Origin of the sequence: Amycolatopsis nivea (genome assembly GCF_004522235.1) — a bacterium.
GTDB classification, from domain to species: domain Bacteria; phylum Actinomycetota; class Actinomycetes; order Mycobacteriales; family Pseudonocardiaceae; genus Amycolatopsis; species Amycolatopsis nivea.
Genome location: NZ_SDLT01000006.1, coordinates 238,296 through 254,065, shown reverse-complemented (window position 1 = coordinate 254,065; position 15,770 = coordinate 238,296). Strand labels below are relative to the sequence as shown.

At 70.0% G+C, this 15,770-nt stretch carries 14 protein-coding genes; 11 read left to right on the top strand and 3 right to left on the bottom strand.

The genetic code is table 11. The annotated features are described in order from the left end of the window. The first annotated feature begins 42 nt into the window (after nucleotides 1–42). Nucleotides 43–2,895, top strand: coding sequence for an FAD-binding and (Fe-S)-binding domain-containing protein (locus EIZ44_RS09820; RefSeq protein ID WP_205673091.1), 2,853 nt, complete (start codon nucleotides 43–45; stop codon nucleotides 2,893–2,895). On the opposite strand, the gene EIZ44_RS09815 is transcribed toward EIZ44_RS09820, so the two are convergent. After that, the gene (locus EIZ44_RS09815) at nucleotides 2,892–3,554 is read right to left on the bottom strand and encodes a TetR/AcrR family transcriptional regulator (RefSeq protein ID WP_134728350.1); all 663 of its coding nucleotides are present in this window, start codon (nucleotides 3,552–3,554) and stop codon (nucleotides 2,892–2,894) included. The genes EIZ44_RS09820 and EIZ44_RS09815 overlap by 4 nt on opposite strands. 377 nt (nucleotides 3,555–3,931) lie before the next feature. Between EIZ44_RS09815 and EIZ44_RS09810 the strand changes: the two genes are divergently transcribed. The 5 genes from EIZ44_RS09810 (at nucleotide 3,932) to EIZ44_RS44640 (ending at nucleotide 8,203) form a co-directional block, all read left to right on the top strand. Further along, the gene (locus EIZ44_RS09810) at nucleotides 3,932–4,549 is read left to right on the top strand and encodes a TetR/AcrR family transcriptional regulator (RefSeq protein WP_134728349.1); all 618 of its coding nucleotides are present in this window, start codon (nucleotides 3,932–3,934) and stop codon (nucleotides 4,547–4,549) included. A 37-nt stretch (nucleotides 4,550–4,586) separates the two neighbouring features. Further along, nucleotides 4,587–5,087 (top strand): nitroreductase family deazaflavin-dependent oxidoreductase, encoded by a 501-nt coding sequence (locus EIZ44_RS09805; RefSeq protein ID WP_134728348.1) that lies wholly within the window; start codon nucleotides 4,587–4,589, stop codon nucleotides 5,085–5,087. Then, complete coding sequence (locus tag EIZ44_RS09800) at nucleotides 5,084–6,289, top strand: FAD-dependent oxidoreductase (RefSeq protein ID WP_037806086.1); 1,206 nt, start codon at nucleotides 5,084–5,086, stop codon at nucleotides 6,287–6,289. The genes EIZ44_RS09805 and EIZ44_RS09800 overlap by 4 nt, the downstream gene beginning before the upstream one ends. A 222-nt stretch (nucleotides 6,290–6,511) precedes the next feature. Continuing rightward, nucleotides 6,512–7,651 (top strand): permease, encoded by a 1,140-nt coding sequence (locus EIZ44_RS09795; protein ID WP_134728347.1) that lies wholly within the window; start codon nucleotides 6,512–6,514, stop codon nucleotides 7,649–7,651. A gap of 360 nt (nucleotides 7,652–8,011) precedes the next feature. Beyond that, complete coding sequence (locus tag EIZ44_RS44640; RefSeq protein ID WP_167754053.1) at nucleotides 8,012–8,203, top strand: hypothetical protein; 192 nt, start codon at nucleotides 8,012–8,014, stop codon at nucleotides 8,201–8,203. A 105-nt stretch (nucleotides 8,204–8,308) separates the two neighbouring features. Here the strand turns inward: EIZ44_RS44640 and EIZ44_RS09785 are convergent, their stop codons facing one another. Further along, a complete protein-coding gene (locus EIZ44_RS09785) occupies nucleotides 8,309–9,229 on the bottom strand; it encodes a LysR family transcriptional regulator (RefSeq protein WP_134728345.1) in 921 nt (306 codons plus the stop codon). Nucleotides 9,230–9,318: 89 nt separating this feature from the next. Between EIZ44_RS09785 and EIZ44_RS09780 the strand changes: the two genes are divergently transcribed. Both EIZ44_RS09780 and EIZ44_RS09775 read left to right on the top strand, forming a co-directional pair. Beyond that, nucleotides 9,319–10,509: a cytochrome P450 gene (locus tag EIZ44_RS09780; RefSeq protein ID WP_134728344.1), complete on the top strand. Its 1,191-nt coding sequence runs from the start codon at nucleotides 9,319–9,321 to the stop codon at nucleotides 10,507–10,509. Nucleotides 10,510–10,527: 18 nt separating this feature from the next. After that, nucleotides 10,528–10,851 (top strand): 2Fe-2S iron-sulfur cluster-binding protein, encoded by a 324-nt coding sequence (locus EIZ44_RS09775; RefSeq protein ID WP_037806095.1) that lies wholly within the window; start codon nucleotides 10,528–10,530, stop codon nucleotides 10,849–10,851. A gap of 235 nt (nucleotides 10,852–11,086) precedes the next feature. On the opposite strand, the gene EIZ44_RS09770 is transcribed toward EIZ44_RS09775, so the two are convergent. Next, nucleotides 11,087–11,989 carry a LysR family transcriptional regulator gene (locus EIZ44_RS09770; protein ID WP_134728343.1) on the bottom strand — a complete coding sequence of 301 codons (903 nt, stop codon included), beginning with the start codon at nucleotides 11,987–11,989 and terminating at the stop codon, nucleotides 11,087–11,089. A gap of 116 nt (nucleotides 11,990–12,105) precedes the next feature. On the opposite strand from EIZ44_RS09770, the gene EIZ44_RS09765 reads away from it, so the two are divergent. Genes EIZ44_RS09765 through EIZ44_RS09755 form a run of 3 tightly spaced genes read left to right on the top strand, consistent with a single transcriptional unit; the run spans nucleotide 12,106 to nucleotide 15,754 of the window. Further along, the gene (locus EIZ44_RS09765) at nucleotides 12,106–12,873 is read left to right on the top strand and encodes an enoyl-CoA hydratase/isomerase family protein (protein WP_134728342.1); all 768 of its coding nucleotides are present in this window, start codon (nucleotides 12,106–12,108) and stop codon (nucleotides 12,871–12,873) included. An 11-nt stretch (nucleotides 12,874–12,884) separates the two neighbouring features. Next, nucleotides 12,885–14,438 carry an acetate--CoA ligase gene (locus tag EIZ44_RS09760; protein WP_240690509.1) on the top strand — a complete coding sequence of 518 codons (1,554 nt, stop codon included), beginning with the start codon at nucleotides 12,885–12,887 and terminating at the stop codon, nucleotides 14,436–14,438. Between the two features lie 14 nt (nucleotides 14,439–14,452). Next, complete coding sequence (locus EIZ44_RS09755) at nucleotides 14,453–15,754, top strand: MFS transporter (protein WP_134661377.1); 1,302 nt, start codon at nucleotides 14,453–14,455, stop codon at nucleotides 15,752–15,754. The last annotated feature ends 16 nt before the right edge of the window (nucleotides 15,755–15,770 follow it).

Genomic DNA, 15,770 nt, shown 5'->3' with positions numbered 1-15,770 from the left:
TGCTCAGCCTAGGGACCGGTCCGACCGAATGGAGTGCATCGAGTGTCGACAGTCGCCACCGGGACGAGCCAGCTGATTCGCGAGCTCCGGGAACGGGGGATCGACGTCGAGGACTCGTCCCGCCGCCGCTGGGAGTACTCCTACGACGCGTCGAACTACCGAGTGCGACCCGCGGCAGTGGCGTTCCCGGGCACCGTCGAGGAGGTCCGGGAGATCGTTCGGCTCTGCGCTCGGCTCGGCGTGCCGGTCACCACTCGCGGCGGCGGCACGTCCATGGCAGGCAACGCGGTCGGCTCCGGCTTGGTGGTCGACCTCTCCCGGAGGATGACCAGGACGGACGAGGCGGACCTCGGCTCGCGGACCGTCTGGGCCGACGCGGGAGTCGTGCTCGGCGAGCTGCGCAGCAGGGTGGAGAAGCAGTCCGGGGGAAGCCTGACCTTCGCCCCGGACCCGTCGTCCGTATCGCGCGCGACGATCGGCGGCGCCATCGGGAACGACGCGTGCGGCAATCACTCCGTGGCCTACGGGCGGATGACGCATCACCTGCTGGAGGTCGAACTCGTCACCGCCGACGGAGGACACCTGCGCGCCGGGCGCGACGGAATCCGTGCCGTCGACGCCGGGGACCAGGTTTCCGTCGCACGCGCCGCCGAACTCGACGCGGCACTCAGCGGCCTCGCGCAGCAGCACCTCGCCCTGATCCGGACGGAGTTGCAGAGGATCCCGCGCCAGGTATCGGGATACCACCTGGGCGAACTGCTGCCCGAGAACGGCTTCGACGTCGCACGCGTGCTCGCTGGCAGCGAAGGCACCTGCGCGATCATCGTGCGCGCACGCGTCGGTCTGGTTCCGAAGCCGCGGACGACCGCCTTGCTGTGCCTGGGGTACGCGGACACCGTCGAGTCGGCCCGGGACGTGCCGTCCATCCTCGCGGCGGAACCGGCCGCGCTCGAGGGACTCGATCTGTCTATTGTGGACATAATGCGGCATCGGCGCGGCGCGGCGAGCGTGGATTCCCTGCCGCGCGGCAGCGCCTACCTGATGGTGGAGTTCTCCGCCGACACGATCGAGCAAGCGACGACGGACTGCACCCGGCTGCTCGACGTCCTCCGCGGCGCGGGGAGAGTGCTCGACCACGCCGTCGTGACCGATCCCGGCGAACGCGCGAAACTGTGGAAAGTGCGCGAAGACGGCGCGGGTTTGTCGTCTCTGCGCATCGACGGCGTGCAGACCTGGCCGGGCTGGGAGGACTCGGCTGTCGCGCCCGAGCGTCTTGCCGACTACCTTTCCGAGCTCTTTCCGCTGGTGCGCAAGTACGGCTACACCGCGTTCATGTACGGGCACTTCGGCGCCGGGTGCGTCCACATGCGACTCGACTACGACCTGCACACTGAACGGGGTCGCCGCGACTTCGCGGACTTCACCCGCGAGGCGGCTGCTCTCGTCGTCGCCCACGGCGGCTCGCTTTCCGGGGAGCACGGCGACGGTCGCGCGCGCAGCGAACTGCTCGAGGTCATGTACTCGCCCGAGATGATCGCGCTCTTCCGGACGTTCAAGCGCAGCTGGGACCCGCGAGGGCTGCTCAATCTCGGCATCATCGTCGACCCGGAGCCGTTCACGGTTTCCTTGGCCCTCGAAGGAGTCCCCGCGTCGGGCGCGGCCGCCGGGAACTCGCACGCCTGCATCGGCGTCGGCCGGTGCCGCGCGACCTCCGGCGGCTTCATGTGCCCGAGCTACCGGGCGACGAAGGACGAGAAGGACTCGACCCGCGGCCGTGCGCGCGTGTTGCAGGAACTGACGCGCGCTCAGGGCAGCACTGTGAACGGCTGGTCGAGCCCAGAAGTGCGCGAAGCGCTCGATCTTTGCCTGTCGTGCAAGGCGTGCTCGAGCGACTGCCCGACCGGCGTCGACATCGCCGAAGCGAAGTCGGAGCTCGTGAACGAGCACTACCGCGGCAAGCTGCGCCCGTTCACGCACTACTCCATCGGGTGGCTGCCCAGGTGGCTCCCGCTCGTCACCCGAACTGCGGGTCTCGCCAACGCCGCGTCAAGCAATCCGTTCGTGCGCAGGCTCGGCGAGCGGCTGGGGGTGAGCGCACGACGACGCCTGCCTGCGTTCGTCTCAGTGCGGTCGCGACGGCTTCGCATCGAGGAGGCGCGTTTCTCGGACGCCGCGGACGTTCTCGTGTTCGCCGACAGCTTCACCCGCGCGTTCCGCCCCGAAGTGATTCCCGCCGCGACCCGGGTGCTCCGCGACACCGGCGAGACGGTCGGCTGCACTCCCGACGCCTGCTGCGGGCTGACGTGGATCTCGACCGGCCAGCGCGACGGCGCGCGACGCCGGCTCCGGCGTCTGGTCGACCGTTTCGACGACGGGACCGACCGGCCGATCGTCGTGCTCGAACCGAGCTGCGCCGCGACGATCCGGGACGAAGCCCCGAAGCTCGTCGGCGGACCGGCGGCTCAGCGGGTCGCCGCTCGGGTGCGGTCCTTCGCCGCGGCGGTGGACGAGGCGCTCACCCGCGGCTGGAAGCCGAGCGCGCCGTCCCCGGAGCGCGTCGTGCTGCAGACACATTGCCACGAGCACGCGGTCTTCGGCTCGGACGTCCAGCGTCGCGTGCTGCGCAACTGGGGCGTCTCGGAGGTCGCGGTCTCGTCGTCGTGCTGCGGTGTCGCCGGCAACTTCGGCTTCGAGGCCGAGCATTTCGATGTCTCGATGAAGGTGGCCGAGCAGTCGATCCGACCGGCCCTGGACAGCGCGGCCGACGCCCCGGTGCTCACCGACGGCTTCAGCTGTGCGATGCAGGTGAACCAGATCGACCCGTTGCGCGGAAGCAGCCACCTGGCATCGTTGATGGATCCTGCTCGACTGCCCGGCTCGCCGCGTCCTGACTAGGCCCCCACGCGACTGGAGTCCGCGGACGGCAGGCGCAAGAGCGAGTGCGAAACCTGAATCGCGCGCGCGACGGCGTTCGGCAGCGTGTCGGCCGAGCACCACCTGCGCGCGCCCTCGACGACGGTGAGCACGAGCCGGATCTGCTCGTCCACGTCGGCATCGATGCCCATGTCGATCGCCGCGGCGCGGTACATGTCCTCGTAATAGGCGACCCAGCTGTCGACCTGGTCGTGCAGGCCGGCGGGGAGCGAAGGCACGACCGCGTCCGTGGCAACCAGAAGGTCCCAGAGATCGCTTTCGGGCAGTGTGACCTGGCGGGTGAGATGCTCCCGCACCATCGCGTCCCAGAATTCGGCCGCCGTCTCGGTCCGGTCGACGGCCGCCAGGATCGCGTAGCCGAACTTGGAGAAATGCCAGCGAAGCGACTCCGCGACGATCTCGTCCCGCCCGCCGGGGAAATAGGCGTAAAGGCTGGGAGCCTTGATGGTCAGTTCGGTGGCGAGCATCCGCATGGTCACGGTCGTGAAGCCGTGCGCGTTCGAGAGCCGGAGAAACGCTTCGAGAGCGGCGCGCCTGGCTGGGGTCTGCCCGGACCAGTCGAACTGGCTCAAGTGGACGCGCAGTCTTTCCGAGGCGTCATACCGACGCGCTGAACTCATCGTTTTCCCCTCTGCCGCGCGGCTCGGCACTTGCGGTGCTCGTCTGCCGAGGTTAGCGCCCAACCTCGGCAAACACAGTGACGGGCTGCCTTCGGACGGTGCGGTGCTGGCCTGATCCGGCCAACTTATCGAGCCGCGCCAGCCGGCTTCTGTACCACTCTGAGACAGGTGTGGATCTCCGCCGTGCGTTCCGATATGTGGCCAACTGCCGGAAGAATGCCCGGATTCCGGAACCGAGCTGGAACAGCGAGCGTCACCCGCGGCAGTTGCGGGCCACGAACCGGGAGCAGTTGTGCCGCAGCCGCTCGGATTTGTCCGCAACCGGGTCGGCGCATCGTCCTGGTGAGCTGAGTGAACATCTGTTTATAATCATGAACATGAGTTCACTACCGGACGATCGCACGGCGAAGGCGAGGATCCGCGACGAGGCGCTGCGGCTGTTCGGCGAGCGCGGTCCGGACGCGGTGACGGTTCGCGACGTCGCGGCGGCGGCCAGCGTTTCGCCGGCGCTGGTGATCCGGCACTACGGGTCCAAGGACGGACTGCGGGAAGCGGTCGACGAGCACGTGGTCCAGGTTTTCGGGGCGATGCTCGCCGAGGCTGTCGCCCCGCGCGGGGACGGACCGTTCGATCCGGAGGCGGTGCCGAGTCTGGCCGAGGCGGTGTCCGGCGGTCTTCCGGCGGGCTCGGCCGTCCCCGGGTACCTCGGGTGGCTGCTGCTCGGCGGCGGGCCGGCGGCGTCGGGGTTGTTCGGCAAGCTCTACGCGCTGAGCCAGGACACGCTGGCGGCCATGGCGAGCGCCGGAATGGCGGACACCGGCTCGGATCCCGACGTGCGCGCGGCGTTCCTGCTTGTCAACGACCTCGCGGTGCTGATCCTGCGCGACCGGCTGCGCGAGGTCCTCGGCGTCGACCCGCTGTCGGCCGACGGGATGCGCCGCTGGGGCACCGAGGTGTTCGCCGTGTACCGCGACGGCCTGCGGGGTTCGGTCTGACGAACCCTTTCCATCACCAGTGAATCGAGGTCGACAGATGACCAATGCCACCCCGTCTTCAGGCGCCGTTGGCCGCGCGGGCGCCCGGCTGCTGCGCAACCGGCGGTTGATGCGCGCTCCGATCTGGCTCTACCGCGCCCGGCTCGGTTTCCTTTTCGGCTCGCGGATGCTGCTGCTCGAGCACGTCGGCCGCAAGTCCGGAGCCCGGCGTTACGTCGTGCTGGAGGTCATCGGGCACCCGGATCACGACACGTACGTGGTGGCGTCCGGTTTCGGCGACCGGGCGCAGTGGTATCGCAACCTTCTCGCCGAGCCGCGGGTGCGGGTGGCCAGCGGTGCGCGCGGCCTGTCTCCGGCGACTGCGCGGAAACTGTCCACCAAGGAGGCGGACGCCGCGCTGGCGGTCTATGTGCGCAAGCATCCGCGGGCGTGGCGCAAGTTCAAGACGATTCTGGAGAACACTCTCGGCACGGCGATCAGCGAACGCGACACCGAGTTGCCGATGGTCGAACTGCGCCTGGACGGGGCGGGATCGTGAAGGCCGTCGTGTGCGGCGCGGGAATCGCGGGCCTGGCCGCGGCGCAGTGCCTGGCGCGGCGCGGCTGGGAGGTCGTGGTGCTGGAACGCGCACCGGCCCCGCGCGCGCAGGGCTACATGATCGACTTCATGGGACCCGGGTACGACGCGGTGGAAGCGATGGGCGTTCTCCCTCGGCTGCGCGAACTCGGCTACGACGTCGAGGAGGCGGGCTACTACGACGAATCCGGCCGGCAGCGCGCCGTGATCCGGTACGACGCGTTCGCCAAGCCCGTCGGCGGACGGCTCCTGAGCATCATGCGGCCGGATCTCGAGTCGGCCCTGCGGGAAAGCCTGCCCGAAGACGTCGAACTCCGATTCGGCGCCGAGGTCGTCGGCGTCTCGGACGGAGCGGGGAGCGTCCGCGTCGACACGGCCGACGGGGCCTCATCCGAGGCGGATCTGCTGGTCGGCGCCGACGGGGTGCATTCGACCGTCCGCGAGCTGGTGTTCGGCCCGGAGACTAGTTTTCTCAAGTACCTCGGCTTCCACACCGCGGCTTACACGTTCGAGGACCCGGAGGTACAGGCGCTGGTACGCGACCGGTTCTGCCTCTCCGACAGCATCGGCGCCGAGCTCGGCTGCTACGGGCTCCGGGACGGCCGGGTCGCCGTTTTCGCCGTCCACCGTGCGACGGACCCGACGCTGCCCGAGGACCGGGTCGCCGCGCTTCGCCGTGAGTACCGGCGGCTCGGCTGGGTCGCGCCGCGCGTTCTCGCCGCCTGTCCGCCGAACGACGAGGTCTACTACGACCAGGTGGCGCAGATCGTGATGCCGCGGTGGAGCAGCGGCCGTGTCGTCCTGGTCGGCGACGCGGGTTACGCGGTCTCGCTGCTCGCGGGAATGGGCGCCTCGCTGGGAATCGGCGGAGCGTACGTGCTCGCCGAGCAAGTGGCTCGCGCCGCTACCGTGCCGGATGCGCTGGAAAACTACGAGCGGCTGTGGCGTCCGGTCGTCGCCGACAAACAGGCAGCCGCCCTCAAGAGCGCACGGTGGTTCCTGCCGAGATCGCGGGCGGAACTGCTGGCCCGCCGCGCCGCGTTGCGGCTCTTCCGGCTCCCGGTACTGAACCGGTTCCTCGTCAAGTTTTTGTCGGGCAAGCAAACCGCGGTCGTTCGCGCCCTCGCGTCGGCACCGGACGCTGCTGGCTCCCCAGTCCGGTAGCCGCGCAGGTCGCTCCATTGTGGACAGTTTGGCGGCGTGCATGCGACCGGTGCCGCGGCGGCCGAGTCGGAAACAGGCGCTAAGTCCGGACCGGCTGTGCCCATTTCGCTTCGCGGGAACTGCCCACCGGCACCATGATCGTCGTGGGAGCTGGGTTCGGCCGGATTCGCCTGTGCTTGCCGACGCGATGCCGGACAGTCCGGCGGAGCTTAGGCTCGGGCGATGGACGCGATCTGGCGTGCGCTGGCTTTCGCGGGGTCGATGGCCTGGGAGATTCTCTGGGCCCTGATCCTGGGTTTCCTGCTGTCCGCGGTGGTGCAGGCGGTGGTGCGCAGATCCACGATCGTGCGGTTGATGGGCGACCGGCGGCCGCGGACGCTGGCGGTGTCGTCGTTGCTCGGCGCGGCGTCCTCGTCGTGTTCCTACGCCGCGGTCGCGCTGGCCCGTTCGCTGTTTCGCAAGGGCGCTGACTTCACCGCGGCGATGGCGTTCGAGATCGGCTCCACGAATCTGGTGGTCGAGCTCGGGGTGATCCTGGCGTTGCTGATGGGCTGGCAGTTCACCGCTGCGGAGTTCGTCGGCGGGCCGATCATGATCGTGCTGCTCGCGGTGCTGTTCCGGCTGTTCGTCCGGAAGAAGCTGATCGACCGGGCCCGGGACCAGGCGGAGCGCGGGCTGGCCGGTTCGATGGAAGGCCACGCCGCGATGGACATGTCGGTCCAGGCGGAGGGCTCGGCGGCGGCGAGACTGCTTTCCCCGCAAGGATTCACCGCGGTGGCGCAGGTTTTCGTGATGGAGTGGGCGGCGATCCTGCGCGACCTGCTGATCGGCTTGCTGATCGCGGGCGCGATCGGCGCGTGGGTGCCGGACGCGTTCTGGCGGGCGTTCTTCTTCTCCGGCGACCCGGTCGTCTCGGCGGTGTGGGGGCCGCTGATCGGGCCGGTCGTCGCGATCCTGTCGTTCGTGTGCTCGATCGGGAACGTCCCGCTGGCGGCGGTGCTGTGGAACGGCGGCATCAGCTTCGGCGGGGTCGTCTCGTTCCTCTTCGCCGATCTGCTGATCCTGCCGATCCTGAACATCTACCGGAAGTACTACGGCGTCCGGATGACGCTCGTCCTGCTGGCCACGTTCTACGCCGCGATGGTCGGCGCGGGTTATCTCGTCGAGCTGATTTTCGGGGCCGCCGGGCTGATTCCCGGGCAGCGGCAGGCGATCGTGGCGGCCGCGGGCGTCTCGTGGAACTACACCACCTGGCTGAACATCGCCTTCCTCGCGGTGGCCGCGCTGCTCGTCGTGCGGTTCGTCCGCACCGGCGGACTGGGCATGCTGCGCATGATGAACGGGCCCGCCGACGGGCGATGACGCGCCGCCACGGCGGTTTTCGGGGCGGCTCCGGGTGTTCCGGGACCGGTCCCGGAACACCCGGCCTAGCGTTCCCGCATGCGATACCTGATGGCCAGGACGGTCCTCACGACACTCACGGTCGCCGGGGCCGTCTCCGCGTGCGGCGGTTCGCCGACCGCATCGACGACTACGCCGCCGTCGTCTCCGGCCCCGGCGAGTACCAGCGCGACCGCGGCATCGAGCAGCGCCGCGCCCACGACCAGTAAAGCGCCGTTCCCCACAGCGGCGGACGGGACCAACCTGCGCGCCTGCGCCGACGGCGACTGCGAGATCCTCGTGACCGGGCCGGTGACCATCCGCTTCAACAGGAGTCTCGGGATGAGTTCGCTGGACATCACCGCGGTCTCGTCCGCAGGGGTCGACTTTCAGTCCGTTTCGCCGTCCGGGATGGTGGTGTCGGCGATGGGCCAGACCCCGAACCAGGGTGGGGCGTCCAGCATCAACAAGCTGTCGTTCGAGGTGGTCGCGCTCGAGGGATCGAAGGCCGTCGTGCGGTTCACGCACACCTAACCAGGTTTGGTGCCGAGAGAACGCGGGCGTTGTGGCCGGTCCAGCGTGTGCACGCTGCTGTGCGGTGCCAACCGATCCGTCGGTACCTGGACCGGGGCCTGACCTTCAGGCGCGGCGGCGCGGATCCAGCCGGTCAGCGTTGCGAGCGGCGAACTCGACCAGCGCGGCTGCCCGGTCGTTCAAGCGGACCGCGCGGGGCCACATCATCACCACGTTCGCGGCCGGTTCCGCGGGTTCGAGGTCGCACAGCGCGAGCGGCAGGTCCTCGTACGACCGGTTCACCGTGGGGCGCTGGATCAGCACCGAGTAACCGAACCCGCGGGCGACCAGCGAGCGGGTCAGTTCGAAATCGGCGGTCCGGTGCGCGACGCGGGGTTCGATGCCGGCCCGCTCGTACAGTTCGCGGGTGTGCTGGGCCGCGGGCGGGAAGTCCAGCATGATCATGGGCTCGTCGGCCAGTTCGGCCAGCCGTACCGTGTCGCGGCCGGCCAATCGGTGCGCGGCGGGCAGCAGCGCGTACGGCGGAGCGCTGTACAGCGGGACGGAGTCCAGTCCGTCCGGCAGCGCCATGTCGTAGCCGACAGCGACATCGAGACCGCCGGCCAGCAGCCGCTGCGGCAGTTCGGCTTGGCTGCCGGTGACCACGGACAGATCCACGCGCGGGTGCTGGTCGCGCACCCACTCCATCAGGATGGGGACCACCGTCGGCGCCACCGTGGAGTAGCACCCCAGCGCCAGCGGCCCGGCGAGTTCGCGGCCTCCGCCCGCGGCCGCCCGTTCGAGTTCGTCGGCGTCGCGCAGCAGGCCGGCGATGCGCTCTCGCAGGTACTGGCCGGTCGGCGTCAGCGTGATGCCGTGCGCCTTGCGGCGGACCACCAGTTGGGTGCGCAGCACGCGTTCCAGTTCGGTGAGCGCGGAAGCCACCGCGGTCGGAGTCACGTGCAGTTCCGCGGCGGCCGCCGAGATCGACTTCGCCTCCGCTACCGCCGCGAAGTACTCGAGCTGGCGGAGGGTGTAGCCAGGCATAACCAAACCTCAGCTGTGGTTGTTCGCAGGTTATTTGAACTTTACCTGTCGTGGTGGCCTGGCTCACGCTGGGAGCGAGGAGGTCGACGATGACACTCGACACGACAGCGGCGCGCGAAATCCCGACCGCGGACTGGGTGGAAATCCCCGCCCTGTACACCGACCCTTACCCGATCTACGAACGGCTCCTGGCGCGAGCGCCGATCCATTGGGTTCCGGCGCTGGATCGCTACCTGGTGGTGGGCCACGAAGCCTGCCACACCGTCGAACTCGACCAGGAACGGTTTTCCGCCGACGAAGCGCAGTCGTTGATGAAGCGCTCGATGGGCCACAGCATGCTGCGCAAGGACGACCCCGAGCACGATGCCGAGCGCAAAGCGTACGGCGGGGTGTTGCGGCCGAAGGCGGTCAAACAGCAGTGGGAAGCGGTCTTCGAGCGCAATTACCGCACGTACGCGGAAAAGTTGCGTGCCGCGGGCCCGGGTGCCGATCTCGTCGCCGAGTTCGCTGCGCCGTATGCCGCCGACAATTTGCGTGCCGTCCTCGGGTTCCGCAATGCCGGTCAGGGGGATCTGCAACGGTGGTCGCAGACGCTCATCGACGGCACCGGCAACTATGCCGACGACCCGCAGGTGTGGGCCGCCGCGGAGCGCTCGTCCCGCGAGGTCGACGAGGCGATCGACGAACTGTTGCCGCTCCTTCGCGCTGAACCCGACGGCAGCCTGCTGGCCGTGCTCGCCGCCTCCGGGATGCCGGTGGATGCGTTGCGCGCCAACGTGAAAATGACCATCGGCGGCGGGGTCAACGAACCGCGCGACGCGCTCGCGACCACGGCGTGGGCGTTGCTGACCCATCCGGCGCAGCGGGCGGCGGTGCTCGCCGGGCAACGGTGGCGGGATGCCTTCGAGGAGTCCCTCCGCTGGGTCGCGCCGATCGGCATGTATCCCCGGCAGGCGACGCGAGACACCGAACTGGCCGGGCTCGCGGTGCCCCGGGGCGCGCGGCTTGGCATCGTGCTCGGTGCGGCCAACCGGGATCCCGCGGTGTTCGTCGATCCAGCGGTCTTCGATATCGACCGGCCGCGCAAACCGCACCTCGCTTTCGGCGGGGGCAACCATTTCTGCGCAGGTGCGTGGGTCGCCCGCGCGTCCGTGGTGAGCGTCGCGCTGCCGCGGCTGTTCGCCGAATTCCCCGGGCTGCGCCCCGATCCGGCCCGGCCCGCGACGGTGGGCGGCTGGGTCTTCCGCGGCGTGCTTTCCCTGCCCGTGCACTGGGACTGAATCCTCGAGGAGAACCGAATGCCCAAGGTCACCTTCCACCGCGACGGGGCGGTCAGCACTGTCGCGGTCGCGGCGGACAGCACCGTCATGCGTGCCGCCGTGGAGAACGGCGTCGACGGGATCGTCGGCGAATGCGGCGGACAGGCGATGTGCGCGACCTGCCATGTCTACGTCCGCGAGCCCTACCTGTCGGCGGTGCCGCCGCTGTCCGAGGACGAGGACGAAATGCTCGAGTGCACCGCGGCGCCCCGCGACGAGCGACGCAGCCGCCTCGGCTGCCAGCTGAAACTGGGCGGTGCGCTGGAAGAAATCGAAGTGGACGTGCCTGACACCCAGCTCTGAATCCGGGGCGCTGGTCAGTTCACAGTGGACATCCCGTGCCCGGCGGCCCGCAGGGCTTCCTCGGCCACCGCGGCGAATCCGGCGATGACGTCGTTGGCGCGCGTCGGCACCCAGACGACCGAACTCGACCACCGCAGCCGGTTCTCGTCGAGCGGGCGCCAGGTCGGGCCGTCGGGCAGCGGGTGTTCCTCGTTGTGGACGTGCCTGACACCCAGCTCTGAATCCGGGGCGCTGGTCAGTTCACAGTGGACATCCCGTGCCCGGCGGCCCGCAGGGCTTCCTCGGCCACCGCGGCGAATCCGGCGATGACGTCGTTGGCGCGCGTCGGCACCCAGACGACCGAACTCGACCACCGCAGCCGGTTCTCGTCGAGCGGGCGCCAGGTCAGGCCGTCGGGCAGCGGGTGTTCCTCGTTGAAGTGCACGCCCATTCCGGCCAGCACGAGCCCGTGCGTGAAGTTCGGGTTGCGCGCGTGCCGGATCGCGCCGGGCAGGAAGCCGTTGTCGCGGCAGATCGCGAGGATGTGGTCGTAGAGCCGCGGCGCCATCTCGCGCTGGAAGATGACCAGCGGGGCGCCGTTGAGGTCGCGCAGCCGCACGACGTCCGCGTCCGCGAGCCGGTGCGTCGCCGGCAGCACGACGCCGAGCGGCCGGGACAGAACCGGTCCCGACTCCAGTCCGACGGTGTCGGAAGGGTGGCGCACGAGTCCGACGTCGAGCTTGCCCTCCCGCAGCCGGGCGATCTGTTCGTCCGTGCTCACCTCGTGCAGCTCCAGCAGCACCTCCGGCGCCTTCGCGGCGAACGCGTCGGCGATCGTGCGCAGCACCGTGGGCATCGTGTCCGGGGGAATCCCCGCGCGCAGCGTGCCCGACGTGCCGGGCAGGATCCGGCGCATCGCCTCCCGCGCGCTGTCCACGCCTTCGAGCACCGGACGCGTGTGTTCGAGCAGCAGCGCGCCCGCCTCGGTGAGCCGCACGCCGCCCCGGCCCCGATGGAACAGTTCGACGCCCAGCTCGCGCTCGAGGTCCCGGATCCGCTGCGACAGCGGCGGCTGCGCCATGTGCAGCCGTTTCGCGGCCCGCCCGAAGTGCAGCTCCTCGCTCAGGACGACGAAGTACCGCAGATGCCGCAGCTCCATCCGCCGGACCATACCAACCTGATATCGCCGCAGGTCGCAGTTGGTGTTGGCCAGCGGCTGCCTCGCGCTGTTTTTCTTGTCCGCGACGCAGACGACGAGCGAAGGAAACGACCTCCATGAGTGAAACAGTGCTGCTCGACCGCCGGGACGAGATCGCGGTCCTGACGTTGAACCGGCCGGAGAAGCTCAACGCGTGGACCCACGCGATGCGGGAACGGCTGATCGGGCACCTGCGCGAACTGGACGAGGACCCGACCTGCCGCGGCGTGGTCCTGACCGGGGCCGGGCGGGCGTTCTGCGCCGGGCAGGACCTGGCCGAGACGGCCGCGATCCGCCCGGACGACCACGCCGCCGCGGAGGCCTGGATCGACGATTTCGACCGCCTGTACCGCGCGGTCCGCGAGCTGCGGAAGCCGACCGTCGCCGCGGTCAACGGCGTCGTCGCCGGTTCCGGCTTCCAGTACGCGCTGGTGGCCGACCTGCGGATCGGGCACGCCGGGGTGACCATGGGGCAGCCCGAGGTGGCCTCCGGGATCCCCAGCATCACCGGGATCTGGGCGATGTGGGACATCCTCGGCCGCGCCAAGACCGCCGAATTCGCCCTGACCGCCCAGCTCGTCGACGGCGTCGAAGCGCACCGCCTGGGCCTGCTCACCCGGCTCGTCGCCGAGGACGAGGTGCTCGACGCCGCCGTCTCACAGGCCCGCGCGATCGCCGCGCTGCCGCCGGGCGCCGTCGCGCTCACCAAGGCCCGGCTCCGCGAACTGGACGACGATGCGCTGGCGCAGGCGGTGACCGCGGCCAAGAAGATCCACGCCGAGGCTTACGCGACGGGGGAGCCGCAGCGGGAGATGGCGCGGTTCCTGGCCGCCAAGAAGCGCTGAAAGGGCATCGGGTGAACTACGACGAGCTGCGCGCCGGACACGACTGGGAAGTCCCGCCGCGCTACAACATGGCCGCCGACGTGGCCGACCGCCACGACCGCGCCGCCACCGCGCTGATCTTCGAGGACCACCTCGGCACGCACCGCGAGATCTCGTGGGGCGAGGTGCAGGACCGCTCCCGCCAGGTGGCCGCGCACCTGTGGAACCGGGGAGTGCGGCCCGGGGACCGGGTGGCGGTGCTCCTTCCGCAGCGGCCCGACACCCCGGCCGCCTACCTCGGCGTGCTGCGCACCGGCGCGATCCTGGTGACCATGTCCCTGCTGTGGGCCGACGAGCCGATCCGCTACCGGCTGGCCGACTCCGGAGCCACCGTGCTGGTGACCGAACCCGAGGCGCGCGACCGCGTCCGCGGCTTCGCCGGGCACATCGTCGAGATCGACGACCCGGCGATCGAAAAACTGCCGCCGCGATTCGAGACGGCAGACACCGCCGCGGACGATCCGGCGCTGATCTTCTACACCTCGGGCACCACCGGCAAGGCCAAGGGCATCGTGCACGCGCACCGGACGCTGCTGGGGCACAATGAGTTCCGCTACTGCCACGACCTGCGCCCCGGGGACGTGTTCTACGGAGCCGGGGACTGGGCGTGGTCGATGGCGAAGCTGCTGGGGCCGCTGCGCGCCGGCGCGACGCAGCTGGTCTACCGCCCGGCCGGCGGGTTCGACCCCGAGGGCCTGCTCGATTCCCTGTCCCGCAACGGGGTCACCACCGCCTTGGTGAACCCGACGTTCCTGCGCAAGATGGCCGCCGACGTCCCGGACGCGGGCCTGCGCTACCCGCACAAGCTGCGGGTGGTGTGCTCCTCGAACGAACCGCTGACCGCCGACCTGATCGACTGGTTCACCGGGCAGTTCGGCGTGCCGCTGCTGGACTACTACGGCTCCACCGAGTCGTACCCGCTGGTCGGCAATTTTCCCGGGGTGCCGGTGAAACCCGGTTCGATGGGCCGTCCGCTGCCGGGCTGGGACGTCGCGCTGCTGGACGCGCGCGAGCAGCCGGTGCCCCAGGGCGAGCCCGGCGAGATCTGCCTGCGCGCCCGGTCGAACCCGCAGTACCCGCTGGGGTACTGGAACCGGCCGGAGGACTCCGCGGCGGTCTTCGGCGGCAGCTGGTACCACACCAACGACCAGGCTGTCGCCGACGAGGACGGCTATTTCTGGTTCCTCGGCCGCACCGACGACGTGATCAAGACGTCCGGGTACCGGGTCAGTCCGTTCGAGGTGGAACACGCCCTGCGGGCCCATCCGGCGGTGGCCGACGCCGGGGTGGTCGGCGTTCCGGACCCGGTGCGCGGCCAGGCGGTCAAGGCCTGGGTGCAACCCGCGCCCGGCTACGACGGCGGCGACGCGCTCGCCGAAGAACTGCGCGCTTTCGCCAAGGAGACGTATTCGCGTTTCGCCTACCCGCGGCACATCGAGTTCGTGAACGTGCTGCCCCGGTCCGCCACCGGCAAGATCCGCCGGGCCGACCTCCGGGACCGCGATCGCGGCCCCGGCACCGACTGACGAGGAGCCGGCCAATGACCGTCCGGACCGAACAGCCCGCGACCCTTTCCCGCGGCAGGCGGAAGATCGCACTCGCCTCGGGCATCGGCAACTTCACCGAATGGTTCGACTCCGCCGCTTACGCGACGATGTCGTCCACCATCGCCGCCGAGTTCTTCCCCAAGAACGACCCGTCGGCGGCACTGCTGGCCACGTGGGCGATCTTCGCGGGCGGGTTCGTCGCGCGACCGCTGGGCGCGGCGTTCTTCGGGCACTACGGGGACCGGATCGGCCGCAACCGGACGCTCGCGCTGAGCGTGCTGTTGATGAGCGGGGCCACGTTCCTGATGGGCGTGCTGCCCACGTACTCCGCGCTCGGGGTCGCCGCGCCGATCCTGCTCTTCGTCCTGCGCACGTTGCAGGGGTTTTCCACCGGCGGCGAGTACACCGGTGCGTCGGCCTTCATCATGGAGCACGCGCCGGACGGACGGCGCGCCCGTTTCGCCAGCACCGTGCCCGCCACCGTCGGTCTGGCCAGCGTCGCCGGATCGGCGGTCGGGGTGCTGCTGACCTCCACTTTGTCCTCGGGCGCGCTGCACACCTGGGGCTGGCGGGTGCCGTTCCTGCTGGCCGGCCCGCTCGGGCTGATCGGGCTGTACCTGCGCCGCCGGGTCGAGGACAGCCCGGTGTTCCGGCAGCTGCAAAGCGAGAACTCCGTGCAGCGCAAGCCATTGCGCGACGCGCTCCGCTCGCACAAGCGGCAGATCTTCACGCTCTTCGGCTACAGCATCACCAACGCGATCGCGTACTACCTGATGAGCAGCTACATGATCACGTACATGGCCGACGAGCTGCACTACTCGCGCACCCAGTCGTTGATCGCGAGCGTGGTGTCGATGCTGTGCTACAGCGCGGCCTGCCCGTTCATGGCGTCGGCGAGCGACCGGTACGGACGCAAACGGATGCTGCTGGTGTCGTGCCTGGGGTTCGCCGTGTGCACGCTGCCCGCGTTCGCGCTGATGCACGCCGGATTCGCCGGGGCGCTCGTTGGCACCGCGGTGCTCGCCGTGCTGGTCGCGGTCATCGGCACGTCGAACGTGCCGGCGATGGTGGAGATGTTCCCGGGCCCGGTCCGCGCCAGCGGCTCGGCGATCGGCTACACCGCGGCGTATGTCCTCTTCGGAGGGACCGCACCGTTCGTGGCGACCGGGCTCGTCACGCTCACCGGCAACTCGCTGGCGCCGGGGCTTTACCTGATGGCGATCGCGGTGGTGTCGTCCCTGGTGGTCGGGTTCGCGTTCCGGGAGACCAAGAACCTGGACCTGGCGAGGCGGTGACGCTGCGACTGAGCGA